Here is a 22877-nt window from a genome sequence, read left to right on the forward strand (position 1 = left end):
TTAAGAAGATGCGTGGTTGGTTAGCCCCCACCAGCGTGGCAGCAATGCGCGCACCTTGGCCTGGGCAAAACGGTCGTCCATTAATATCACAACCCCTTCATCCTCGGGGCTGCGAATCACCCTTCCAGCGGCTTGTACCACTTTGATCATACCGGGTATGCGGTAGGTATAATCGTCGCCCTGGCCGAAACGGGTGTTCATGCGCGCTTTCAGCGCTTCGTTAAAGTCGTTAAACGGCGGCAGGCCTAAGGTGGCAATAAACGCGCCAATTAAACGCTTGCCAGGAAGGTCGATCCCTTCAGCGAAAGCACCGCCTAGCACTGCAAAGCCGACTCCCTTACCACCTGGGGTAAAGCGCGCCAGAAAGGCGTCGCGCTCGGCTTCCTGCATTCCACGGGTTTGGGCAAACATCGGCACGGCGGGGTGTGCGTGCTGAAACTGCGTTATCACCTGCTCCAAATAAGCGAAGCTACTAAAAAACGCCAGATAGTGGCCAGGTTGACGCTGATACTGATCGGCCAGGGCTTCCACAATAGGCGCTACAGAGGCCTCACGGTGATGATAGCGAGTAGAAATATCGGCTCGAATACGTACTTCCAGCTGGCGTGCGGCAAACGGTGAGGCCACTTCCCGCCACACGCTGTTTTCCGGTAACCCTAGTAAATCGCGGTAGTAGTTAAAAGGGGTCAGCGTGGCCGAAAACAACACTGCGCTGCTGGCAGCCTTGAAGCGTGCCGCCAGAAAATCCGCCGGAATAACATTGCGCAGCCCAAGTACCGCATCGCCTCGGCCATAACTGGCAAGGTCGCACAGCGAGTGGTCACCAAACCGCTCCGCCAAACGACAGAAGGCTAGCGCTTCAAACAGTAGCTCTTGAAGCTCAACGCTTGCGGCGTCGGGGTGTTCAACCAAATAATCGGTGATCGCGCCAGCCAAGGTTTGCATCGCGGCCACCAGCTTGTTGGGCAGCGCATCAAGTAAATGGTAACGCTGTGACGCCGCTGCATCGGTGGTCACAGCCTTCGTTAGCGCCTGCCACTGCCTACCGACACGGGCTAGCGGTTTAGCAAGCGAGGGAGGTGAGTGGCGACGCAGACGACTCAAGCGCTGCTGGGAAAGCTCGGCACTGTACATGCCCCGCGCTCGTTCAACTAAGTTGTGCGCTTCATCTACTAATAAACCAACTCGCCAGTCGTTGGCATGAGCCAATCCATGCAGCAGCGCATGACTATCAAACCAGTGATTCACATCGCCCACCACCACGTCGGCCCAGCGGGCTAGCTCCTGGCCTAGATAATACGGGCACACACTGTGGGCAAGCGCCACCTCTCGCAGTCCGTCACGATCTAGCCAGCGACGTGCCACCGCGGCTTGACGAGCGGCAGGCAAGCGGTCATAAAAACCCGCTGCCAACGGGCAAGCATCGCCTTGGCAAGCGGTACCTGGGTATTCGCAGGCTTTTTGCCTAGCCACCAGCTCCAACACGCGCAGCGGCGAAGCAAACGCAGACGATGTGGGGGAAGATGAAGTAGGCGGTGATGAACTGGGGGCAGAGAGACGCGCCAGCGCATCCAGTGCCACACGGCGGCCCGGGGTTTTCATAGTCAGAAAGGCCACCCTATCCAACTGCTGACGGGGCATTGCAGTCAGCATCGGAAATAGCGTGCCAAGGGTTTTGCCAATGCCAGTAGGGGCTTGGGCCAGTAGGCAGCGCCCGGTGCTGGCGGCCTTATAGACATCTTCCGCCAGCGGGCGCTGCCCAGGGCGAAAGTCAGGGTAGGGAAACGTCAGCGTCGCCAGCCACTCATCGCGGCGCTGCCGATGAGCAGACTCCTGCTCTGCCCAGGCCAAAAAGCGCTGGCATTGATCGGTAAAGAACGCCAGCAGCTCGGTGGCGCTAGCTTCGTGGGTAAGCAACGTTTCCTGACCGCTGGCAATCTCCAGATACACTAACACCAGCGTGACCCGTTCAAGGCGGCGCTCGGCGCAAAGCAGCGCGCCGTATATCTTCACCTGGGCCCAGTGCAACGCACGCTGATTGGCCGCCATGCGATCTAGATTGCCACGATAGGTTTTGACCTCTTCCAAACGGTTAGCGCTGGGGTCAAAGCCGTCAGCGCGGCCCGCCACGCGAAGCCCCTGATACTCGCCGGAAAGCGGCAGTTCGGCCAGGTAATCCTCGCCCCGGCGGCTAGCCACTAGCACATGCCCTTCAATGCCTTCCTGAGCGCTGGGTGCTGGCGTAAAGCGGTGGTCAAGATCGCCCACCCGTGCAGTGAAATCACACAGCGTGCGCACCGCTACCCGGTAACGGCTCATTCGGCATCTTCTCGCTCAGACCCTTCTGGTTCAGGCCCTTGTGCTTCAGATGCTGGCTGCCAGCGTACATGGCACACCTCAATGGGCATGCCATGGCGGCAAAAAAAGTCGATCCAACGGCACTGGTTATCTTGCAGACGGTCACCCGGCCCTTTCACTTCTATCATTTTATAGCGTGGTTCGCCGGGCGGTGCATCCGGCATCAACTGAATCAGGTCAGGTAGACCTGCACGGTTATGTTTAAGATCATCTAATAGCCGCATAAAACAGGCACGCAAATGGGCAGGTGGCAAACACCTGAGAGCAAGCGTTAGCAGCTCTTCACTGACAATTCCCCAGTGAACAAAGGGCGATGCGATGCCCTGTTTGGCGTGCCACGTGCGAAGGATCGTGTCCTGATAGCGGCCGTCATCCAGCTGGGCCAGGCAGGCGTCGATATCGGCCTGGCGCTGAGGGACAAAATCCTCGCGGTATAAATCCGCAGGCCCGCTGTGAAACGGGTGAAAAAACGCCCCTGGCAGCGGTTTAAAAATGGCCGGCCAGAGCAGTAAGCCAAATAGCCCCGTCAGCAGGCCATTTTCAACGTAATACACCGGCGCGTTAGGGGTCGCCATGTAGTCAGCAACGGCACGCTCAACTGGCTGAGGGCCAGGTAAATGAAGCACATAGGTAGGCGCTTGGGCAACTTGTTGATCAGACCGTGCCAAGCCCTCAACCTGTTGGGATAATTTGCGTGCCAAGCGTGGTAACAGCCGCATGAGCGCTTGGATTTCGGCTTCGTTTGGCTGCGCGTCCAGCGCGCTGATTGTGAGTTCATAAGCATCTGAATAACGGCCCAAACGCTCTAACACGCGCAACCTGCGAATACGCGCATCGCTGTTATTGGCGTCGGCGTAAAGTGTTAACGCTAACTCTGCGTCACCGCCACGCTCGGCCACGCGGCCAATGGCAAGCAATAGCCGCGCCCGCCGAGAGGCTAACCAACGGTTGCTGGAAGCAGGTGGCACCTGTGTGGAAAGCGCTTGCGGCAGCTCGCCGTCGTCCAAGCGTTCGCGCAAGCGGTGAAGCGTTAAGTAAGTAGTCACGTCAGAGCGGCTTTGGAACGCGCGCGACTCCACAGTAAGCGGTACCTGCTCAAAGCGCTGCAGGCCCAGCTCCGTCAGCACAAACTCTGCCCAGTCCTGACGTAGGTTGCCGAAAAACATCAGCCGTAGGCGGTCGCAAAGCGCCATTACCGTGAGCCGCACAATTTGTGTCGTCGCCGTTGGCCACCACTGCTGAAGGGGGGCGGACGCCTGTAGCGACGCTTCCAATGCCGTTTGAAGCGCACCTTTAGTGCTGTTGCGCGCTAGGCCTGCATTGGTGATTTCACCTACCAATGCCTGACGCAGCTCACTCAGCCGCAAGAGGCGGAATAGTTCGCGGCTGTTTAACTGCGGTGCGTTATCTACCCAACCAAGCGCAACCAATGGTTCCAAGGCCTGCTCGGCATCACCGATTTCCGCATAGGTCAGTTTGTCCAGGCGAAACAACTCCCCTTTGCGCATCACCATGCGCACCAATAGCGCCTGGGAGGCTTGGGGTAACGTTTCAAAATGACTAATAGCGTCGCGTTCGGAAGCACTTAATAGGTCGTAGTGGCGGGCTTCTACCCACGCCAGTACATAACGAAAATTCGTCAGGTAATAGAAAGGGTCATCTAAGGAGGCGGTCGCTGACGCGACAGGAGCACTGTTCATTTATCCATTGTAACAGTGCTTGATGGAGCAGGTTAACCCACCCGGTGTTGATAAAGTACGTCCAGCGCATCGTCATCGGCAGCAGGAGATGACGCCTTTGATTGGGCAACGGGCTTGCGGCCCCCCACCAGCACATACCATTCCGCTTCTGTCAGATAATGCTGGCACCAGCGACTTAAGCCCGCGGCCACATCATCGCGAATACGTTCGCCGCTACGAAAAGCGTGGGCGAGATGCAGCAAGTCCTGGCGAGCAGTGCGGGCACGGGCGTTGCCGCCGTGCACTTTGGAAAGTGGGCAGCGTCGATCATAGGCTGCGTTGGTTAATGCATTTAACCAACGCTCCAATTCATGCGCCTGAATACCGCCGTAAACTGCCACACTGCACTCCATGCTGAATGGTGATTGAAATTTAATGGGCTTTGCCCATTAGAACTTGCTAAAAAGGGCCGTTAGATTGCCCGATTTTGAGATAACTGTCATCTTACTGCTATCGTCGCCGTTTACTGGCTAATCCAAAACGTAACGTCCTATGCCTCTACTATACCTGCTAATCGATCGAAATGATTTTTTAACGTTAGTAATTCATTAGCGTCTTTTTCGCTTTGTGTTTAAGCGACGCCAGCACTTTAGACTCATGCCATTCTGGGCGATAAACAATGCCAAAACCAAACGATAACGCAGGCATAAAAGGCAGCACCTTGACATGGTCGTGGCGCGACAGTTGATCTTTCGCGGTAATCGGGTTCATCACCGTGACACCCACCTCGTTAGCCACCAACGCACTAATGGTACCGATATTAGCTTCCGTTTTACCTGAAATTTTAACCCCGTGCTCAGCGACAAGTTCCAGTAGCGGGTTCGTACTCACACTTGGCTGGTTGCTGATCACTAAATGTTGACCACGTAAATCACTGACTTCAACCACCTCACGCGTAGCTAGTTCAAGCTTGTCAGGCACCAGCGCCACGGCTTCTGTCACCAACAGTGTTTCTGTTAAGAGCTGAGGAGACGTCGCTGGCAATGTGATAAAGCCGATATCCGCATGGCTTGATTCCACCGCCGTTTGTACATCGTGGCTCGACATCATATCCAGACTAATACTGATCCGGCTGTTTTCAGCCAGTAACGCAGCCACTACCTGAGGCACAAAGCCAAAACATAGCCCGGGAATAGCGGCAATTCTCAAGCGTGATGTACCAAACTCCTTTAGCGCCAGCACGCTATGACGCAGCTCTTCAATATTGCCCATCAGCCTGAGAATTTCATCGTACAGCTCTCGTGCTTCAGGCGTTGCTAGCAAGCGGTTTTTTTCACGTAGAAAGAGCTGAATCCCCAGGTTCTCTTCCAGCTGCGCCAGCGAACGACTCACTCCCGATTGCGTCATGCCAAGAAGGCGTGCCGTCCCTGAAGCGCTACCTACTTCATACAGCGTCTTGAAAGTTGCTAATGCTTTCAACGAGTTAATGGTGACTTCAGGCATGACTTTTACTCATCGATATTCGAAAAACGATCATATATTGAAATATAGTAACAAGCCTACCTAGACTGCAAGGGAGATTTTTCACCACACCATAAAAAACGGAAAACGTGATGACCGACTCTCCGCTGTTCTACCAGGCAGGCCCTGCCCTGCCGGAAGTCAGCCACGCTGATGGCGTTATGCTTTGGGATACCCAGGGCAAGGATTATCTGGATGGCTGCTCTGGGGCTATCTCCTGCAACCTTGGTCATGGTCGACAGGATATTCGTGACGCCATGCTCGCCCAGATGGATAAGGTGGCCTTCACCTACCGCACCCAGTTTGAAAGCGCCCCCGCCGTTGCGCTTGGTCATCGGCTGGTCGAGCTATTTGAGGGTGAACTCGGCAAGGTGTTTTTCATCTCCAGCGGCTCCGAGGCGGTGGAGTCGGCTCTCAAGCTGGCGAGGCAATACTTTTTCGCCCTTGGCCAGCCTCAGCGCCAGCGCTTTGTATCGCTGCGTCCGTCTTATCATGGCAGCACCATGGGGGCACTGGGCATGACCGGCTATCAGCCGCTGGAAGCGCCGTTCACCAGCATGACCCATGCGTCTATCAAAGTGCCGGGGCCGGATTTCTATCGCCATCAAGAGTGTGATGATGACACCCACGTTGAACGCATCCTGGCAGAGACCCGCGCCGCCATGGAAGCCGCTGGTCCTGAATCACTGATTGGTTTTGTACTGGAGCCCATCGGCGGTGCCAGCACCGGTGCACGGCTGTTAGGCAAACGCTACCTACAAGGCATTCGCGCCCTGTGCGATGAGTTCGGTTGCCTGCTGATTGCCGATGAAGTGCTCACCGGCGTGGGCCGAACTGGCACTTGGTTTGCCTGCCAGCATTACGATGTGGTGCCGGACATTCTGGTCACCGCCAAGGGGCTGGGCGCGGGCTACTACCCGATTGGCGCGATGCTCGCCCGCAGCGCTATCGTCGAAACGGTCATGGCCAGCGGAGGGTTCCAACACGGTCACACCTATGCTGGCAACCCGTTAGCCTGTGCCACCGGCCTAGCCGTGCTTGAGGCCATTGTGCGCGAAGATTTACTGAACAACACCCGCCAGCGCGGCGCTCAGCTGGAAGCTGGGCTTCGCAGGCTTGCCGAGCGCTACGACTGGATCGGCCATGTGCGCGGCGCTGGCCTGTTATGGGGCATCGAGCTCGTCGCCGATGGCGCGTCGCGCCAGCCTTTCCCTGCTGAGCAAAACCGCTTTGCCCAGATCACCGCATTGGCCAAACAGGAAGGTCTTCTGATCTATCCCCGCCGCACTCTGGATGGTATCGCGGGTGATCACTTCCTGGTTTGCCCGCCGTTAACCATTCAGGCCCAAGAAGTCGACGTTCTGCTGGAACGTTTAGCACGCGCCATGGCGCGTTTTGATCAAGCGCTTACCACGCCGCCTTCTGCACTACATACACACCCCATCAGTGAGAGCTAAACGCCATGACGCTGCTGAACCACAAAGTCTGTGATATTGACGTGGCCATCGCCGATATTCCTGATGGCGCGACCATCATGGTCGGCGGCTTTGGCTCGCCAGGCACGCCGTTTGCGTTGCTTGACGCCCTTCTCGCCAGCGGCCAACGCAACCTGACGCTGATCAAAAACGATGCCAATGAACCCGGTATCGGTATCGGCAAGCTAATTGAGGCAGGCCGTGTAAAGCGCTTGATCACCTCTCACTTAGGCCTCAACCGAACAGCCATTGACGCCATGAATGCTGGCGAGATGGAGGTCATTTTTCATCCTCAGGGGCTGTTGGCTGAAAAAATCCGCTGTGCAGGCGTTGGCCACGGCGGCTTTCTTACCGATATCGGCATCGGTACGGAAATCGCCGAAGGCCGTCAGGAAATCAATATCGAAGGTTGTACCTGGGCCATTGAACCTGCTTTACAGGCTGATGTTGCTCTCATTCACGCTGAGCGAGCCGACCGCTACGGCAACCTGATCTATCGCGCCACGGCCAGCAATTTCAATCCCTTAATGGCCATGGCTGCCGAGCGGGTGATTGCCCAAACCTACCGTATCGACCAACCCGGCGACCTGCCTATCGACACCATTCATACGCCCTGTGCTTTTGTCGGTCATGTGGTGCAGGTCGACCGCTCGTCCAGCCAGCAAGGAGTTCGCCCCCATGATCTCTGATCAGCAGCGCATGCTGACCCGCGCCGCCCGTGAAGTCATCGACGGCCAGATCGTTAATCTGGGCATCGGTCTGCCAACGCGGTTGTTCCACTATCTGCCCGACGACATCAATGTGCTGATGCATTCCGAAAATGGCGTGCTGGGCTGTCGCCCCCGCCAAGAAGGCGAAGCACCCGATATCGACATGATTGATTCCGGCGGCGCCTATATCACCACCCGCCCAGGGGCCAGCGTGTTCGATAGCGCCACCTCGTTCGCCATGATCCGCCGCAGCCGCGTGGACGTGACCTTCATGGGCGCTTTTGAGGTGGACCAGGAGGGCAACCTGGCCAACTGGAAAATTCCCGGCAAGTTCTCACCCGGCATTGGCGGTGCCATGGAGCTGGCCCAGAAAGTGGCCCGGCTGGTAGTGCTGTGTTCGCATAACGACAAGCACGGCAACCCCAAGGTGCTGACCCGCTGCCAACTCCCCCTGACCGCCAGCCGCTGTATTTCCCGCATTATCACCGAGAAAGCGGTGATGGATGTGACGCCAGAAGGGCTTGAAGTCGTGGAAATCGCCGAAGGGCTGAGCGTTGAAGCGCTGCGTGAGGCGACTGACGCCACCCTGCTGATCGATGAATCACGTTTAGGGAGATTCTGATGCTCAACGCCACCGAACAACGCATTATCGCCTGCTGCAATGCCTTGATGGACGACACGATAGAGCTCACCAGTGATCTGGTGCGGGGCTACAGCGTCATCGGCCAGGAACGGAGCGCGCTGGACACCATGGAGCGCCACCTTGAACGCCTGGGCCTGCCAGTGACCCGCGTGCCATTGGATGCCCCGGGCTTTGAGGAGCACCCCCATCGTGCTCCCACCGAATGGCCCAGTACTGGCCGCTACAATGTCATTTCAGACCTTAACCCCGGCGCGCCAGGACCACATTTAGTGTTCAACGGTCACCTCGATGTAGTACCTGCCGAGCCTGTCGATATGTGGACCCGCCCCCCCTGGGAGCCTTGGCAAAAAGATGGCTGGCTGTATGGCCGTGGCGCGGGCGACATGAAAGCCGGTATTGCTGCCATGGTAATGGCAGTTGAGGCCGTGCGTCAGGCGGGGGTAGAGATCAACTTTCCGCTCACCCTACAAACCGTGATTGAAGAAGAGTGCACCGGCAACGGTGCGCTGGCCTGCCTGCATCAAGGTTTTAGCGGTGATTTCGTACTGATACCGGAACCTTTCGGCGCTCAGATCTACGCTGGCCAAGTGGGTGTGCTGTGGTTCCGGATGCGCCTGGATGGCGTACCCGCCCATGTGCTTGACCCCAGCGCCGGGCGCAATGCGATTGAATCCCTGCAGGAATACCTGCCCGCGCTGAAGGCGCTGGAAGCGGAAATGAATGAGCTTCCCCGGCCTGCGCTGTACGTCGACCACCCTCACCCGTTCAACCTGAGCGTTGGCCGCGTGGATGCGGGCAACTGGGCCTCCAGCGTACCGGCCCACGCCATTCTGGAAGGCCGCGTTGGCTTCCCGCCCGGCATGTCACCAGAGGAGGCCATGCAACGGGTCAGCGACACCCTGATGACCCGCCACGCCGAGCTTGACGACGCCACACCGCCACCCACGATCAGCTTCCACGGCTTTCGTTCCGAAGGGCATGTGGTCGATCTCGATACCCCGGGCATCCGGCTTCTCTCGGAGTGCCACGAAGCACTGCTCGGCGAACCACCTGCCCACTATCTATCCACCTGCACCACTGACCTGAGGGCCTTCCACGTTTCCGGTGAGATCAACGGCACCTGCTATGGCCCGATTGCCCAGCGCATTCACGGCGTAGATGAGTGCGTCAACATCGACTCGATCCGCCACGTGCTGACCACCTATGCCCTGTTCATCCATCGCTGGGCGCGCATGGCAGACAACCAGGAGACTCCTTCATGAGAGACGTGTATCTCGCCGACTATGCGCGCAGCGCCTTCAGCCGCGCACACCCCCGCAAACCCGAGGTCGATGCCTGGGCCGATACCCGCAGCGATGCCCTGTTGGCCAGCGTGCTCGATGGCTTATTAGCACGTAGCGGCGTTGACGGCGCGGTGGTGGAAGACCTGAGCATTGGCTGCGCCCTGCCAGTAAAAGAGCAGTGGAGCTTTGGTGGGCGTTACCCCCTGTGGCTTGCCCAGCGGCTGGGAGCACATGGCCAGGGCTGCGCAACCCGCCAAATTGATCAGCAATGTGGCTCTGGCCTTGCCGCTCTGCGCAGCACCGCACGGGAGATTCAGTCGGGCGCGGTTGAGGTTGGCATGGCCGGTGGCGTGGAAAACATGACCCGTGTGCCCATGGGCCCGGCACTGTTTAAGGAAGGCGTGCTGACCAGCCCTCAAGCACTGCAAAAAGCCGACTGGCTGGCGCTGGATGTGGTGCTCAATATGGGGCTGACCGCCGAACGGCTGGCCAAAGCAGCCGGCATTTCGCGCGAGGCGATGGATACCCTCGCCCTCAGTTCCCACCAGCGTGCCGCCAAGGCCAACGCAGCAGGTCACTTCGACGCTGAGCGTTTGACCCTGAACAACGCGGCGGGCGAACCGATCAGCGCGGACAGCAATATCCGCGCGGATACCAGCGCTGAGCGCTTGGCAGGGCTGGACCCGGTATTTATGCAAGGCGGCGTAGTGACCGCAGGCAACAGCTCGCCGCTAACCTCGGGTGCTGCTGCCACGCTACTGATGTCTGAATCTGCCCTACGCCAACACGGCATTAGTCCCTTGGCGCGTGTTGTGGCCATCGCCGACTGCGGCGTCAAGCCAGAGGAGATGGGGGCCGGAGCCGCCGCCGCTATTCGACGCGCACTGAAACAGGCCCAGCTGACACCACAGGATATCGGCGTATGGGAAATCAATGAAGCCTTCGCCGCAGTGCCGCTGCATGCCATGGGTGAGCTTTCGATTGATCCTGAAAACGTCAATATCTGGGGCGGCGCTATGGCGCTGGGGCACCCGTTAGGCGCAACCGGCATTCGCCTCGCAGGCACCCTTGGCCGACTTCTTCAATCCCGCCAGCAGCGCTACGGCTGCGCGGCGGCCTGTATTGGCGGCGGACAAGGCATCGCCATCATTTTAGAACGCTAAGACAACTGGACGCCGTTTAACCAAACGGCAAATAACACTAACTCCTTATAAGGAGAACAATAATGTCGACGACAACGTCAACAACAACGAACGACGAAAACAAACGACCCTCGTTTTGGGGCGCCATCATTGGCATCGGTTTCTTATGCTTCATGATGTTTGCGCAGATATTTATCCTCGGCGAAGATTGGGTCACCCATATCTCGCTGATCTTTGCCATTGTGGTCTGCGCCATCATCGCGCTGTATTCCGGCTTCAGCTGGCAGGATGTTCAGAAAGGCATCTTGTATGGCTGCGAAATCGCCATGCTACCCATGCTGATCTTGATGATGGTCGGTGTGCTAGTTGCCAGCTGGATTGCCTCCGGCACGATACCCTCTCTGATTTATTATGGTCTTCAACTGATCAACCCCTCCTATTTTCTGGTCACGGCCGTCATCGTGTGTGCTGTTGCATCACTGGTCACCGGCAGCTCATGGACCACTGCCGCCACCTTCGGCGTTGCCTTTATCGGCATCGGCAGCGGGCTAGGCATTTCACCAGCAATGACCGCAGGCGCAGTTATTTCCGGTGCTATCTTTGGTGACAAGATTTCACCGGTATCAGACTCCACCAACCTCGCTGCAGGGGTTGCCGAGGCCAACCTGTTCGACCACATCCGTTCGATGTTCTACACCACCGGCCCTGCACTAATCATTACCATTATTCTGTTCTTTTTTATTGGTATGCGCTTTGACGGCGAAGGGGCTGATATTTCCCGCACCGCTGAACTGCTAGCAGGCATCAGCGATAATTTCTCAGTGGGGCTGCTCGCCTTCTTGCCGCCACTGGTGGTGGTTGTTTTGGCCTACCGGCGCATCAATGCCCTTGCGGTGATGGTGATTGGTAGCCTGTTAGGGGCGGGACTCGCCGTTGCCACTCAAGGCGTCGGGCTGGGCAGCATGATGAATTACATGAACTACGGCTATGTCTCGGAAACCGGTGTTGAAGCCGTCGATAGCTTACTCAGCCGTGGCGGCCTGCAAGGCATGATGTGGACAATCTCGCTGGGCTTTATCGGGCTTAGCCTGGGTGGCCTACTAGAGAAAACCCGCATGCTCGAAGTGTTATTGGAAAAGATGGGCAAACTGGTCAGTAATTCACGCGGGCTAATCGTTACTCACGTTGTCTCATCATTAGCCACCAACCTGTTCTCGGCCAGCCAGTATATTGCCATCATTATTCCAGGGCGCATGTTCGTGCCCGCCTACCGCAAACTCAAAATCCTGCCATCAGTATGCTCACGCACCTGCGAGGACTCGGCCACGGTCACGTCGCCACTGGTTCCTTGGGGGCTGGGCGGTGCTTACTACATGGGCGTGCTCGGTGTGTCCGCGTGGGATTACATGGGTTGGACCTTCCTCGCCATTATCACCCCCGTGATTGCCATTCTGTATGGCCTGTTCAATATCTGCATTTGGCGTGAAGGCGAGCGTAACGACGTCAACACCTATAACCAGTCGCCCACTGACAGTCAGCCGCAAGCCGAGCTAGCGAAGTAGATCGCCACCTATCAGACCAACACGTGGCCAGAGGCGGCCGCTTTGTCGCCTCGCACCACCGCCTATCAACCTGAGGGCACGCAATATGTATAAGAATATTCTAATCACCACGGCGGCAGACAATAACTCCAATGTGCTGCAAAAAATCGACGTGGCACGCAAGCTGGCAGACGCGGACAGCACCATACAGATCATTTCGGTGATGGAGCGTATTCCCCCTTATATCGCTCCATCACTGCCTAGTGATTACCGCGAAACCACTGCGCAGCGCATTAAGGACGGTATTCGTAAGAAAATTGGCGACGAAAGCTACGAGATTCATGTTGTGGAAGGCAACGCCGCCCATCAGGTGGTCAAGTTTGCCAAACGCAACGGCGTCGACTGCATCATTATTTCCTCTAACCGCCCCGGCTTCCCTGACCACTTTATGGGCTCCACCGCCTTAAATGTTGTGCGCCAGGCAGCGTGTACTGTCACGGTAGTTCGGTAAACATCCCCTAAAGTAAAGCCAAAAGCGCGGTGCGTTGCATCGCGCTTTATTACCAAACATAAAGAATATTTAAGCCAGGCAATTAATTGCCTTTTTTTTATGCTTTTGAAACTTAACTACTATTTATTATGGATAATTAATCACACGCTAAGAGTATCAATATTACACATTTTTTAGTATTTACCAGCCAATGCTAGCTTGATAATTTAGCCAGCTCAAATCACTCTAACCATTTAAAAACTTCAGACGAGCAGTCACTTTAAGCATTCTTTAGTGGCTTTATCAGGAAGATAATACTGCCATGGAACAAGCGAAGCTTGGCGACCAAGTTGCCTGCCCCTGCAAGGGAGGCCCTCACCGCATTGTCAGTGCGGCCTCGACCACCTTTGTTGACGGCGTTCCCGCCGCCCGCGTTGGCGACCGCAGCTCTTGTGGTGCCAGTATCGTTACCGGCTTGGACTGGTACACCATTGAAGGTGCTGCGGCCGCCATTCACGGCAGTCAAACTTCATGTGGCGGAACGGTAATCGCAGCCTCCAGTGCTGTCACTGGCCAACCTTCAGGCGGGGCAAGCGCCTCGTCACTCCCCGGCATTCAACCACCTCGCTACAACCGACGCGTTGTTTTGCGTGATGAATACGGCTCCCCGCTTGCTAATCAACTCTATCGGTTAGTTCTGAAAAGTGGAGAAACAAACGAGGGGAAAACCAACGCCGAAGGGGAAGCAGACCTGATGGATTCAGAGCTTGCTGCCAAGGTCGTCGACGTTTTGATCAGGAGCAGTTGAAATGGCCCAGTGGCAGCATATAGCACAAACCACCACCACCCCCGCCACGCTGGATGACCCTTTTATCGTCACGGTTCCCTGCCCACATAGAGATCAGGCGCTGGAAGTTGCTGCCTGGATCGTTGAGGAAATTCAGACCAACGTTGAATCCGACGACGCCCAGCGTATAAAGCAGCAGAACGCCTATAGCGGGCTTGAAGCCATAGAGCGCTGGCAGCGAGAAGGCGAGTCACTCAATATCGTTCAGCGCCTTGCTCGTGAAGTCACAAGGCCTAATTTTATGCAGATCGAAATGCAACTAAAAGCAGCGGCACTTGGCCGCTGGGCTTTACTGGTGAGGCCAGGCGGCGTATGGGATCACAAACAATACTTTGACCCAAGGGTGAATCCTGAGAGGGGAAGGCAGTTTGCAACCTTAGGTATCACGACTGAACCGTATCACCATAAATACCAAGGCTACGAATATTATTACGATATCTGGTCCAACATTCACTACGGTTATGTTGGCCGCTACATCGGCTTTTCTGAAGACAGCCTATTAGACGGCGCCGGTCTGGCGCAGTATCTCGATGATTTTAGAAAATTTGGTAGATCGCCAACTGACCGCAGTGATATTAACGGTGAGGGGTTTCGTCGCTTTGATGATGTAACCGACTACCTTTCAGTCCACTTAGGCATATCGTTGTATGAGCGTTTTACCCCTCAGCAGTTAACGGGCTCTCTACTAATGAATGAAATCACTCAAGTAGAGTATCCAGAGGAAAAGGGCTCCAAAATACCCCATACTTGCCAAGGGGTCAGACGGCGGCTGGAAGAAGTTAAATTGAAAAACAGCCAGGGAGCAGCACAATAATGTCATTCTATAGACGTAAGATTTTTATAATACCCCTAATTGTTGGCGTTGCTTTTTTTGCCTGGCAGCGTTACATCTATGGTGTTATGACCTACCACCCTGATCCCAAACTTACTAAGAGCGCCGAAAAAATCTTCGACTTTATAGATAAAAACGATATATTAAAAATCATCATAGAGAATGGAAATGCCGAGGCGTATATACGTGATGGTAGATTTCGTGCTAAACCGACAATACTAGAAAATCAAATCCCAAGCTCTGCAATAAAAAGTATAGAAGACTCAACCCTTAATATCAAAAACGCAAGCTTTACGAAAGTTTGCGGTCATTTTCAAGACTGCTACTTCGAGGCTTTCTTTAGAATTAAAAGACCTTTTGAAGTAAGCGGCTTTCCATTATACGCACCTTGGTGGTATTTAAGATACTCTCCTAGTGGGGCATATTTTGAGGAGGGGGTAATTCCATCGTTAGTAGATGCCCTCGAAAACACCGAAGAAGCCAGCCCCTTAAAAAATGGTTATTTATTCTGCGAGACTACAGAGTTGGCACATTGGTATCTCTGCACAGGTAAGCATCTCTAGCAATTGGCTATGCTGTGCTCAACCTTATTAAAAATCATCAACCAATACAGAGTATAATAATTTAAAAATGCATTTCTATCGCCGTAAAGCCATCATCATCTCGTTGGTGATCATCAGCATTTTTCTTGCCTGGCTAAGTTATTTACTGGCAGTTGAGCGCTATCGGCCTGGAATAAAGCAAACACAGGCTCTAACTACTATTGCTGATCAAGTTCACGCCTTTATGCAACAAAAAAACTTAAGAGGCATTGGAGTAACAAATGAGATTTTATTGCCAGAGTCACTACGAGGTGATTCTTTCATCGACAAACTTCCCTCCGACATAACGGACGTGAATAGCAAGATCGAGCATGTATCATTTTCTTACCGATGCGAACCTAAATGTTCTTTTACTGCTTATTTTTATTTTGACATAGTAAAAGAGTTTGTTCCCATCACTTACCGATACATTCAGTATAATCCCAACGGCTTTCAAGAATACACGCCAAGTCATACAGCAAAATCTCGACTTACTGAGTTCAGGCAGTATAACTGGGCTGACTGGAGTGAGGAGTTCGTTCCTTCTATCGCTGAAGCTCTAAAAGAAGACGTGGGGTATGTTTATACATTTTGTGAGCCTTTAGAGCAAGAGCACTGGCATTTTTGCCGCGGTGAGTATGACTAACATTTATCATAAAGCTTCAAAACTAAATTTTATTTATACAATACGAGAGGCGTTAATAGGCTTTGGATTTAAACTGTCTAGCCACTTATACATATTATTTAAAACTGGACCAGCGTGGAATATTCGCGTAGAGCAACTACTTGCATACCCGACTGATAGCTTGGGATTTAGTTTGGGGTGTTTTTTATCACAGCACGAATTTGAACCTCAACCGCATTGCGAAAATCATGATATTTTTCATATTTTGACGGGTTACTCTACCAATACGGCCCAAGAGATAGCTATGCAATATTGGTTATGGGGGAATGGAAAGCGTAGCATTTACTCGGCTCTGGCAATGTTTGTCGGGATAATGTTTTACCCTGATCACTATGGACTGTTTGTAAGCTCCTATCGCAAAGGCACTTGGCATATTGCTATACATAACATTGATTATAAAAATAAATTATCATTACCTATTTCAAATTTTAAGATTAAATTAAAATCATGAATTAATAGAAGGACACTCTCAGTCATGGTAAATCTGAGACGAGAGAACACTTTAACTTTCGTGACCAGCGCTGGCAAAGAGTTGTGATAATATAACGAGGTTGCTCAGCCTGAAACCCAACGTCTGTGAAAAATAGCCTAACCTCACAGCCTCTTAATTACATATTTATTTGTCAGATAGGCAATACTCACCGCCAGTGCTATACCGACAAAATTTGCGGCCAAGTCAAGAAGGTCAAATGTGCGAGACGGAATAAATAGTTGGCTGAACTCTTCACCAATGGTGAACAATGCGACAAGTACCGCACCATAATAAATGTTCAACTTTCCACACTGAAACGCTCGAAACTTCGAACCAACCACGGCTGCTAGTGTAAGAAAGCCAAACAATCCCATATGCCCCAGCTTATCGCCATACGGGATGCTCCGAATAAAATCGAAAAATAGGCTATTTCCGCCAGTGTTAGCTAAATAGAGGATCCATAATATAAAAACAAAAAAGCACACAGCGCTTGCTGATATTAATTTATACACACATCACGCCTTAAACTTAACTATTGGTTCTTATTCCCGAATGCTCCGACACTGGTTGGCGCACGCGGATGGAGTTTTCTTGATGCTTGGCAGTGATATTACCACTACCCGCCTGCCGCAGGCGGTTACCTCCTGAGAAAAGCGTCCGCACTATGGTTACTAACTTATAACGTGTAAGGCCACTGAGTGGCCCATTCACGTTTTCGACTTGGCGTTTGACGCTTGAGCGCATATTCAGCGCGGCTGGCCGCTGCGCGATCTGTAAACGGCTGCGCGCCGAGCAGTGCCAGCGGAGGGTTGGCGCGGGTATAGCGGGCGCCTTTACCATCGCAGTGCGCTTGGTAACGTTTCGCTAGGTTATTGGTAATCCCCACATAGGTGCCACGCTTGCACTCAAGTAAGTAGAGGTACCATTGGGAATTAGTCGTTGTGGAATTAGCGGTTTGGCTATTCACCGCAACAACTCTTTATTTTTCGACCGCTGCCACATAGGCAGCGTTCGTTTCGCCGTGGTTTAAGGCGCTCGATGGTCGGCACGCCATCCACATACCACCAGCGCCCATCTTCAAACACAAAGCGTGAGCTTTCTTCCAGCACATGCCAGCGGTTTTGTTCACGAAAATAGGCTAAAAAATGTACCGTGCCCTGCCCATCTTTTGCTGGCGGTGCCGCAACAATCGTGAGCGCTTTCCACTGAGTGTCTGGGTCGGACGCTAGCTGCCCTGGCCGCGTTGATGCATGCCAAGTGGCAAGTAGGTAATCACGGCTATTCAACGCAAATGCTGTATAACGCGAACGCATTAGCGCTTCCGGCGTAGGTACCGTTGCACCTTGATGATAAGGCTGGCAACACGCCGTGAATGCAGCACCACTGCCACACGGGCAGTTGCCTGACGTTGAGACTGGCGTTGAAAGCGTCATATTGAAAGCTCTGTATTCTTTGGTTTATTGATTTGGTATACGTTTTGTTTCGGTATTGGCACAGAGTTAGGTATAGTACCAGAGCTACATCATCAGACAGACGGAGTACGACACACGATCGATCATTCTTTCCAAACGCAGTGGAGGTTCTCCTATGAAGGTTTACAAACCCGAATGGCAGTGCACGTTTAGCGTAAACGAAGGCGCGGTAGAATCAGCAACCTGGAAAGAGCGAATCGCGTGGCGGCTTAGACAAATCGCCGATCGACTAGAAGGCGGTGGCCGTACGGTAAAAATCGACTACAACGTCTCTCCGCACGTTAGCCGAGACGAAGTCGATACCTGTTTGGAAAAAGGGTTTGAAGTGACTCAGCGGCTGCTGACTCAGCTTGCCCGCCAACAGGCCTGCGAAGATGTGATGCGCCATGCGAAAGCAGAGCTTTATGAAGAGCAACATCAGCACTAGTTGTAATAAGCATCATAGAAATGTTTCAGAAAAACACCCGCCCGTTTAACCATTGGCGGGTGTTTTTTATTGTGCGCTATTTATATTACGGACTCATTAGCAGCCATCATCCCGAATAGGATGTTTCTAACGCCTGCCCTAATCGCTGCATAAACGCCGTGCATTCATACAACTGGGCCGTCTCAATATACTCATCGGGTTGATGCGCCTGGGCGATGCTGCCCGGCCCTAAAATAATGGTTTGCAATCCCTGACCCTGGAACTGCCCAGCCTCGGTGGCGTATGCCACCGCATGCTGACAGCAACTGCTAGGCAAATGGTCTTTAGCCAAGCGTAGTACCTGATCGTTATCTCGGTCGGCCAGCCCCGGCACTGTCACGTTTAACGGCTCTGTGGTCATCTCTACCGTTTTACCTTTTGCAGTTAGCTCCTCGCTAAGCTGTTCGCAATATGCCTCAAAGCGTGCATATATTTCGTCGAAGGTGTCCGTGGGTAGGTGGCGAATTTCCCACTCGAATTGGCACTCCCGCGCCATAATATTGATTGCCGTGCCACCCTTTATTTTGCCCACATGCAGACTGGTGTGCGGCACGTTAAAGGCCTCGTCGACGCGCCCCTCTTCCACCAATGCCGCCATCGTGTCTTCAATAAACGTGACGAGCCTTGCCGCAACATGGATAGCTGACGTGCCTTGATTCACTTGGCTACTGTGGGCCTCCCGACCAATCACGGTGGTGCGCAGATTAGTTGCGCCTTTTTGAGCGACCACAGGCTGCATGCTGGTAGGTTCACCAACAATTACGTGGGCGGTGGTGGAGTAGTGCTCGTAAAAGCGTTGAATAAGACTAGGTGCGCCCACACAGCCGATTTCTTCGTCATAAGAAAACCCGAAAAAGATAGGCTGCTTCAGCGACGCATTGACCCAGGTAGGCACCATGGCTAACGCACAGGCAATAAAGCCTTTCATATCACAGGTGCCACGCCCGTAAAGACGGCCATCGCCGCCATCACGTAAAGTAAACGGGTCGCTAGACCATGGCTGACCTGCCACCGGCACCACGTCGGTATGCCCAGAAAGCATCACGCCGCCAGGGACGTCCGGACCTACGCGGGCAATCAGGTTGGCTTTGGTTCCACACGGGCTCATCACCCGCTCTGAAGCAACACCATAATCTGCTAAATAGTGCTCAACGAATTCAATTAAGGCTAAATTTGATCCACTTGAGGTGGTATCGAATGATACCAGCTTCGCTAGTAATGTGGTCGCGTCAGTCATGCTGCTCTCGTTAGTTAGGCTCTTCATATCACTTTGTCTCACATCACCCTATCTCAAATCACCCTATCTCAAATCACCCTATCACCGCCATTCACCTTTTCCTATTCAGCAGGTCGGCGGCCAGCTAAACGTTGACTGTCACGTCGAGTTCATCGTGCATTCATGAAAACGTCATCTACACTTTCTACTGTTCAGTGCACCCAAAAACTTAATAAACGTACTGCGAACGACCCACAAGGAGCCGTTATGTCTCGTTTCACACTGCACGCGCTTGCCCTAGGGGTGGCTACCGCCACGTTTAGCCTTTCTGCCCATTCCGCGACCGAAGTCACTTGGTGGCACGCCATGGGAGGCCAGCTTGGTGAAATCCTTGAAGAAATGACGGAGGAGTTTAACGCCTCTCAGGATGATTACCGTGTAACGCCTAGCTATCGCGGCAATTATACCGAAACGATGACCGGTGCCATTGCGGCGTTCCGTGCAGGCGAACAGCCCCATATTCTCCAAGTATTCGAAGTCGGCACAGGCACTATGATGAATGCTGATGGCGCCATTTATCCGGTGTATCAGCTAATGGAAGATCATGGCCGGGCGTTTGATCGCGACGCTTTCCTTCCTGCGGTAGTCGGTTACTACACCGACACAAACGGCAACATGCTGTCGTTCCCGTTCAACTCCTCTACGCCGATTATGTATTACAACCGTGACGTGTTTGAGGAGGCAGGTTTAGACCCTGAGCAGCCGCCGCAAACCTGGAACGAAGTGGCGGAGTACGCAACTCAAATTACCGAATCGGGTGCTGCCAACTGTGGTTTCACCACCTCATGGCCGAGCTGGGTGATGCTGGAAAACTTCTCTGCCATGCATAACTCGCCGCTAGGGACGTTAGAAAACGGTTTTGGCGGGATAGAAACAGAGTTCAACTTCAACAATGAACTGGTGGCCCGCCACTGGGATAATTTGAAGACGTGGCAAGATGCAAACGCCTTTAACTGGGGCGGCCCTGGTTCCGGGCCAGACTCTGAACCGCTGTTTTACTCACAAGAGTGTGCGATTTTCTTTGGCTCTTCTGCATCCCGCGCAGATGTCGCTGCTAATTCCGACTTTGAAGTCGGTTTCGGTATGCAGCCCTACTATGACGACGTTGATGGTGCGCCACAGAACTCCATCATTGGCGGTGCCACCCTGTGGGCACTGCAAGGCCACACCGATGACGAATATGAAGCCGTTGCTGCCTTCTTTGAGTACCTCTCACAACCTGAAGTACAAGCCGAGTGGCACCAGCAAACCGGTTACTTGCCAATCACCCAAGCGGCGTGGGACTTGAGCGAAGAGCAGGGCTACTACGATGAGAACCCGGGCGCCGATATCTCTCTGAAGCAGATGACGCTAAACGAGCCGACTGAAAACTCGAAGGGCCTGCGATTTGGTAACTTTGTACAGATCCGCGACATCATCTCCGAAGAGATGGAGGCCGTGATGACCGGTGCTAAATCTGGCCAAGAAGCTGCCGATTCTGCGGTTGAACGTGGTAATCGATTGCTGCGCGACTTTCAATCAGCCAACCAGTAAGTAAGCACCCGCTCCGCCGCCTGCCCCTGGCAGGCGGCGAGCCTTTTTTTAAGTGCCCCACTTATTGGTGCCGTTTATAGACGCAGGATACGTCGCCTATGCAAACCAAACGCATGACCTTTCCTGGGCGCTTTTTGCCCTACGCCCTGCTGGCTCCTCAGGTCATTGTCACGCTGATTTTCTTTATTTGGCCTGCCGGTCAAGCGCTTTACCAGTCACTGCTGCGGGAAGATGCCTTTGGGCTACGCACCACCTTTGTGGGCTTAGAAAACTTTGCGCGACTCTTTCGCGATGGCGCTTATCTCAACTCGCTCTCTGTCACGGTGGTGTTTGCGGTAGGTACCACGCTGCTTTCCATGTCCGTTGCACTGCTGTTAGCTAGCACGGTTAATCGCATGATCCGATCACGCAGCACCTACACCACGCTGCTGGTGTGGCCCTACGCGATTGCCCCCGCCATTGCCGGTGTGCTGTGGTGGTTTATCTTCAACCCTTCAATTGGCATTGTGCCTTACATACTGGACATGGTCGGCTACCAGTGGAACCACCGCACCTCTGGCGCAGATGCCATGATGCTGGTGATTTTTGCCGCCGCCTGGAAGCAGATTTCTTATAACTTTCTGTTCTTCCTCGCAGGCTTACAGTCGATACCCCAGTCGCTCATTGAAGCGGCAGCTATTGATGGCGCAAGCCCCATAAAACGGTTCTGGACCATCGTTTTCCCACTGCTAACACCCACCACCTTCTTTTTGATGGTGGTCAACGTGGTTTACGCCATGTTCGATACGTTCGGCATTATCCACGCCACCACTCAGGGCGGCCCTGCCCAAGCGACCAACACGCTGGTCTATAAGGTCTACGCCGATGGCTTCGTAGGCTTGAACTTAGGCTCATCGGCCGCTCAGTCGGTGACTTTAATGGCCATTGTAGTCGCCCTTACGGTGGTGCAGTTCCGCTTTATTGAACGACGGGTGAATTACTAATGCCGTTTGTCTACCAACTACTTACTAACAAAAGAGCCTTGTGATGGTTGAGAACCGACCCTGGGCGAATTTTTTTGCCCACCTCACATTAATGCTTGGCGTCGCAGTGGTGGTGTTCCCCGTGTACGTTGCGCTAGTGGCATCTACCCAGGCACCAGGCGATTTGCTACGCGGCACGCTGCCGATGCTGCCCGGCGCCCATGGCATCGAAAACTTTACCCGTATGTGGCAGTCCGGCGTTTCCAACGCAGGTGCCCCACCAGCAGGCATGATGTTGTGGAACAGTTTTGTTATGGCCATGGCAATTACCGTAGGAAAACTGTCGATCTCGCTACTGTCGGCGTTTGCGATTGTTTACTTCCGCTTTCGTTTTCGGATGTTCTTCTTCTGGCTAATTTTCATCACGCTGATGCTGCCCGTCGAAGTACGCATTATTCCGACGTTTCAGGTCGTCGCAGATCTCAATATGTTGAACAGCTTCGCGGGTCTCTCAATCCCACTGATTGCCTCGGCAACGGCGACGTTCCTATTTCGTCAGTTCTTTATGACGATTCCGGAAGAGATGCTGGAAGCGGCCCGAGTCGATGGTGCTGGTCCACTCAAGTTCTTTAAAGACATCCTTATGCCGCTATCCGTTACTAATATCGCGGCGCTGTTTGTGATCATGTTCATCTATGGCTGGAACCAATACCTGTGGCCACTGCTGATCACCACCGACCCTGACTATTACACCATTGTGATGGGCATTCAGCGCATGACCTCAGAAGAAAATCCCCAGTGGCACTTGATTATGGCTGCCGTAGTAATGGCCGCCCTGCCCCCGGTACTGGTGATTCTGTTTATGCAACGCCTCTTTGTAAAAGGCCTGACCGAGACGGAGAAATAACG

Annotated in this window: 24 protein-coding genes; 16 read left to right on the plus strand and 8 right to left on the minus strand. The window is 53.7% G+C overall.

What is annotated here, in order from left to right:
* The 4 genes from L1X57_RS04295 to L1X57_RS04310 form a co-directional block, all read right to left on the minus strand.
* Nucleotides 1-2319: an ATP-dependent DNA helicase gene (locus L1X57_RS04295; protein ID WP_009723811.1), complete on the minus strand. Its 2319-nt coding sequence runs from the start codon at nucleotides 2317-2319 to the stop codon at nucleotides 1-3.
* Nucleotides 2316-4058, minus strand: a complete 1743-nt coding sequence (locus tag L1X57_RS04300; protein ID WP_009723812.1) for a VRR-NUC domain-containing protein — start codon at nucleotides 4056-4058, stop codon at nucleotides 2316-2318. The genes L1X57_RS04295 and L1X57_RS04300 overlap by 4 nt, the downstream gene beginning before the upstream one ends.
* A gap of 32 nt (nucleotides 4059-4090) precedes the next feature.
* On the minus strand, nucleotides 4091-4438 hold the full coding sequence (locus L1X57_RS04305) for a hypothetical protein (protein ID WP_009723813.1): 348 nt from the start codon (nucleotides 4436-4438) through the stop codon (nucleotides 4091-4093).
* 196 nt (nucleotides 4439-4634) lie between these two features.
* Nucleotides 4635-5540, minus strand: coding sequence for a LysR family transcriptional regulator (locus tag L1X57_RS04310; protein WP_009723814.1), 906 nt, complete (start codon nucleotides 5538-5540; stop codon nucleotides 4635-4637).
* Nucleotides 5541-5650: 110 nt separating this feature from the next.
* Here L1X57_RS04310 and L1X57_RS04315 point away from each other — a divergent pair, with 110 nt between their 5' ends.
* The 12 genes from L1X57_RS04315 (at nucleotide 5651) to L1X57_RS04370 (ending at nucleotide 16238) form a co-directional block, all read left to right on the plus strand.
* Nucleotides 5651-7015 (plus strand): aminotransferase family protein, encoded by a 1365-nt coding sequence (locus L1X57_RS04315; protein ID WP_009723815.1) that lies wholly within the window; start codon nucleotides 5651-5653, stop codon nucleotides 7013-7015.
* A 5-nt stretch (nucleotides 7016-7020) separates the two neighbouring features.
* Nucleotides 7021-7722 carry a CoA transferase subunit A gene (locus tag L1X57_RS04320; RefSeq protein WP_009723816.1) on the plus strand — a complete coding sequence of 234 codons (702 nt, stop codon included), beginning with the start codon at nucleotides 7021-7023 and terminating at the stop codon, nucleotides 7720-7722.
* Nucleotides 7712-8365: a 3-oxoacid CoA-transferase subunit B gene (locus tag L1X57_RS04325; RefSeq protein ID WP_009723817.1), complete on the plus strand. Its 654-nt coding sequence runs from the start codon at nucleotides 7712-7714 to the stop codon at nucleotides 8363-8365. The genes L1X57_RS04320 and L1X57_RS04325 overlap by 11 nt, the downstream gene beginning before the upstream one ends.
* Nucleotides 8365-9648 (plus strand): ArgE/DapE family deacylase, encoded by a 1284-nt coding sequence (locus L1X57_RS04330; RefSeq protein WP_009723818.1) that lies wholly within the window; start codon nucleotides 8365-8367, stop codon nucleotides 9646-9648. Before L1X57_RS04325 ends, L1X57_RS04330 begins: the two co-directional genes overlap by 1 nt.
* Nucleotides 9645-10832 carry an acetyl-CoA C-acyltransferase gene (locus L1X57_RS04335; protein WP_234667946.1) on the plus strand — a complete coding sequence of 396 codons (1188 nt, stop codon included), beginning with the start codon at nucleotides 9645-9647 and terminating at the stop codon, nucleotides 10830-10832. The genes L1X57_RS04330 and L1X57_RS04335 overlap by 4 nt, the downstream gene beginning before the upstream one ends.
* Before the next feature lie 62 nt (nucleotides 10833-10894).
* Nucleotides 10895-12373 (plus strand): Na+/H+ antiporter NhaC, encoded by a 1479-nt coding sequence (nhaC, locus tag L1X57_RS04340; RefSeq protein WP_009723820.1) that lies wholly within the window; start codon nucleotides 10895-10897, stop codon nucleotides 12371-12373.
* Nucleotides 12374-12458: 85 nt separating this feature from the next.
* Nucleotides 12459-12863 carry a universal stress protein gene (locus L1X57_RS04345; protein ID WP_009723821.1) on the plus strand — a complete coding sequence of 135 codons (405 nt, stop codon included), beginning with the start codon at nucleotides 12459-12461 and terminating at the stop codon, nucleotides 12861-12863.
* Between the two features lie 301 nt (nucleotides 12864-13164).
* Nucleotides 13165-13650, plus strand: coding sequence for a PAAR domain-containing protein (locus L1X57_RS04350; RefSeq protein ID WP_234667948.1), 486 nt, complete (start codon nucleotides 13165-13167; stop codon nucleotides 13648-13650).
* A gap of 1 nt (nucleotide 13651) precedes the next feature.
* Nucleotides 13652-14503, plus strand: a complete 852-nt coding sequence (locus L1X57_RS04355) for a polymorphic toxin type 44 domain-containing protein (protein ID WP_009723824.1) — start codon at nucleotides 13652-13654, stop codon at nucleotides 14501-14503.
* Nucleotides 14503-15084: a hypothetical protein gene (locus L1X57_RS04360; RefSeq protein ID WP_009723825.1), complete on the plus strand. Its 582-nt coding sequence runs from the start codon at nucleotides 14503-14505 to the stop codon at nucleotides 15082-15084. Before L1X57_RS04355 ends, L1X57_RS04360 begins: the two co-directional genes overlap by 1 nt.
* A 67-nt stretch (nucleotides 15085-15151) precedes the next feature.
* The gene (locus L1X57_RS04365; protein ID WP_009723826.1) at nucleotides 15152-15748 is read left to right on the plus strand and encodes a hypothetical protein; all 597 of its coding nucleotides are present in this window, start codon (nucleotides 15152-15154) and stop codon (nucleotides 15746-15748) included.
* Nucleotides 15741-16238 (plus strand): hypothetical protein, encoded by a 498-nt coding sequence (locus L1X57_RS04370; protein ID WP_009723827.1) that lies wholly within the window; start codon nucleotides 15741-15743, stop codon nucleotides 16236-16238. Before L1X57_RS04365 ends, L1X57_RS04370 begins: the two co-directional genes overlap by 8 nt.
* A gap of 143 nt (nucleotides 16239-16381) precedes the next feature.
* Here L1X57_RS04370 and L1X57_RS04375 read toward each other — a convergent pair whose 3' ends face one another.
* The 3 genes from L1X57_RS04375 to L1X57_RS04385 all read right to left on the minus strand — a co-directional run bounded on the left by L1X57_RS04375 (nucleotide 16382) and on the right by L1X57_RS04385 (nucleotide 17692).
* Nucleotides 16382-16771, minus strand: a complete 390-nt coding sequence (locus tag L1X57_RS04375) for a VanZ family protein (RefSeq protein WP_009723828.1) — start codon at nucleotides 16769-16771, stop codon at nucleotides 16382-16384.
* Nucleotides 16772-16935: 164 nt separating this feature from the next.
* Complete coding sequence (locus L1X57_RS04380) at nucleotides 16936-17226, minus strand: GIY-YIG nuclease family protein (protein ID WP_009723829.1); 291 nt, start codon at nucleotides 17224-17226, stop codon at nucleotides 16936-16938.
* Nucleotides 17219-17692: a YchJ family protein gene (locus L1X57_RS04385; protein WP_009723830.1), complete on the minus strand. Its 474-nt coding sequence runs from the start codon at nucleotides 17690-17692 to the stop codon at nucleotides 17219-17221. Before L1X57_RS04385 ends, L1X57_RS04380 begins: the two co-directional genes overlap by 8 nt.
* A gap of 154 nt (nucleotides 17693-17846) precedes the next feature.
* On the opposite strand from L1X57_RS04385, the gene L1X57_RS04390 reads away from it, so the two are divergent.
* Complete coding sequence (locus tag L1X57_RS04390; protein ID WP_009723831.1) at nucleotides 17847-18158, plus strand: hypothetical protein; 312 nt, start codon at nucleotides 17847-17849, stop codon at nucleotides 18156-18158.
* A 106-nt stretch (nucleotides 18159-18264) separates the two neighbouring features.
* On the opposite strand, the gene argE is transcribed toward L1X57_RS04390, so the two are convergent.
* On the minus strand, nucleotides 18265-19434 hold the full coding sequence (argE, locus tag L1X57_RS04395) for an acetylornithine deacetylase (protein WP_009723832.1): 1170 nt from the start codon (nucleotides 19432-19434) through the stop codon (nucleotides 18265-18267).
* Nucleotides 19435-19680: 246 nt separating this feature from the next.
* Between argE and ugpB the strand changes: the two genes are divergently transcribed.
* From ugpB to ugpE, 3 genes are all read left to right on the plus strand, one after another.
* Nucleotides 19681-21006, plus strand: a complete 1326-nt coding sequence (ugpB, locus tag L1X57_RS04400) for a sn-glycerol-3-phosphate ABC transporter substrate-binding protein UgpB (RefSeq protein WP_009723833.1) — start codon at nucleotides 19681-19683, stop codon at nucleotides 21004-21006.
* A gap of 98 nt (nucleotides 21007-21104) precedes the next feature.
* Nucleotides 21105-21989: a sn-glycerol-3-phosphate ABC transporter permease UgpA gene (gene ugpA, locus L1X57_RS04405; RefSeq protein ID WP_009723834.1), complete on the plus strand. Its 885-nt coding sequence runs from the start codon at nucleotides 21105-21107 to the stop codon at nucleotides 21987-21989.
* Between the two features lie 43 nt (nucleotides 21990-22032).
* Nucleotides 22033-22875: a sn-glycerol-3-phosphate ABC transporter permease UgpE gene (ugpE, locus tag L1X57_RS04410; protein ID WP_009723835.1), complete on the plus strand. Its 843-nt coding sequence runs from the start codon at nucleotides 22033-22035 to the stop codon at nucleotides 22873-22875.
* Nucleotides 22876-22877: the final 2 nt, after the last annotated feature.

The organism is Halomonas sp. TD01 (genome assembly GCF_923868895.1).
Classification (GTDB): domain Bacteria; phylum Pseudomonadota; class Gammaproteobacteria; order Pseudomonadales; family Halomonadaceae; genus Vreelandella.

Bases quoted from the DNA above. Each gene is read 5' to 3' on its own strand.
- L1X57_RS04295 (WP_009723811.1), bottom strand. From the start codon at position 2,319: ATGAGCCGTTACCGGGTAGCGGTGCGCACGCTGTGTGATTTCACTGCA.
- L1X57_RS04300 (WP_009723812.1), bottom strand. From the start codon at position 4,058: ATGAACAGTGCTCCTGTCGCGTCAGCGACCGCCTCCTTAGATGACCCT.
- L1X57_RS04310 (WP_009723814.1), bottom strand. From the start codon at position 5,540: ATGCCTGAAGTCACCATTAACTCGTTGAAAGCATTAGCAACTTTCAAG.
- L1X57_RS04315 (WP_009723815.1), top strand. From the start codon at position 5,651: ATGACCGACTCTCCGCTGTTCTACCAGGCAGGCCCTGCCCTGCCGGAA.
- L1X57_RS04320 (WP_009723816.1), top strand. From the start codon at position 7,021: ATGACGCTGCTGAACCACAAAGTCTGTGATATTGACGTGGCCATCGCC.
- L1X57_RS04325 (WP_009723817.1), top strand. From the start codon at position 7,712: ATGATCTCTGATCAGCAGCGCATGCTGACCCGCGCCGCCCGTGAAGTC.
- L1X57_RS04330 (WP_009723818.1), top strand. From the start codon at position 8,365: ATGCTCAACGCCACCGAACAACGCATTATCGCCTGCTGCAATGCCTTG.
- L1X57_RS04335 (WP_234667946.1), top strand. From the start codon at position 9,645: ATGAGAGACGTGTATCTCGCCGACTATGCGCGCAGCGCCTTCAGCCGC.
- nhaC (WP_009723820.1), top strand. From the start codon at position 10,895: ATGTCGACGACAACGTCAACAACAACGAACGACGAAAACAAACGACCC.
- L1X57_RS04345 (WP_009723821.1), top strand. From the start codon at position 12,459: ATGTATAAGAATATTCTAATCACCACGGCGGCAGACAATAACTCCAAT.
- L1X57_RS04350 (WP_234667948.1), top strand. From the start codon at position 13,165: ATGGAACAAGCGAAGCTTGGCGACCAAGTTGCCTGCCCCTGCAAGGGA.
- L1X57_RS04355 (WP_009723824.1), top strand. From the start codon at position 13,652: ATGGCCCAGTGGCAGCATATAGCACAAACCACCACCACCCCCGCCACG.
- L1X57_RS04360 (WP_009723825.1), top strand. From the start codon at position 14,503: ATGTCATTCTATAGACGTAAGATTTTTATAATACCCCTAATTGTTGGC.
- L1X57_RS04365 (WP_009723826.1), top strand. From the start codon at position 15,152: ATGCATTTCTATCGCCGTAAAGCCATCATCATCTCGTTGGTGATCATC.
- L1X57_RS04370 (WP_009723827.1), top strand. From the start codon at position 15,741: ATGACTAACATTTATCATAAAGCTTCAAAACTAAATTTTATTTATACA.
- L1X57_RS04385 (WP_009723830.1), bottom strand. From the start codon at position 17,692: ATGACGCTTTCAACGCCAGTCTCAACGTCAGGCAACTGCCCGTGTGGC.
- L1X57_RS04390 (WP_009723831.1), top strand. From the start codon at position 17,847: ATGAAGGTTTACAAACCCGAATGGCAGTGCACGTTTAGCGTAAACGAA.
- argE (WP_009723832.1), bottom strand. From the start codon at position 19,434: ATGACTGACGCGACCACATTACTAGCGAAGCTGGTATCATTCGATACC.
- ugpB (WP_009723833.1), top strand. From the start codon at position 19,681: ATGTCTCGTTTCACACTGCACGCGCTTGCCCTAGGGGTGGCTACCGCC.
- ugpA (WP_009723834.1), top strand. From the start codon at position 21,105: ATGCAAACCAAACGCATGACCTTTCCTGGGCGCTTTTTGCCCTACGCC.
- ugpE (WP_009723835.1), top strand. From the start codon at position 22,033: ATGGTTGAGAACCGACCCTGGGCGAATTTTTTTGCCCACCTCACATTA.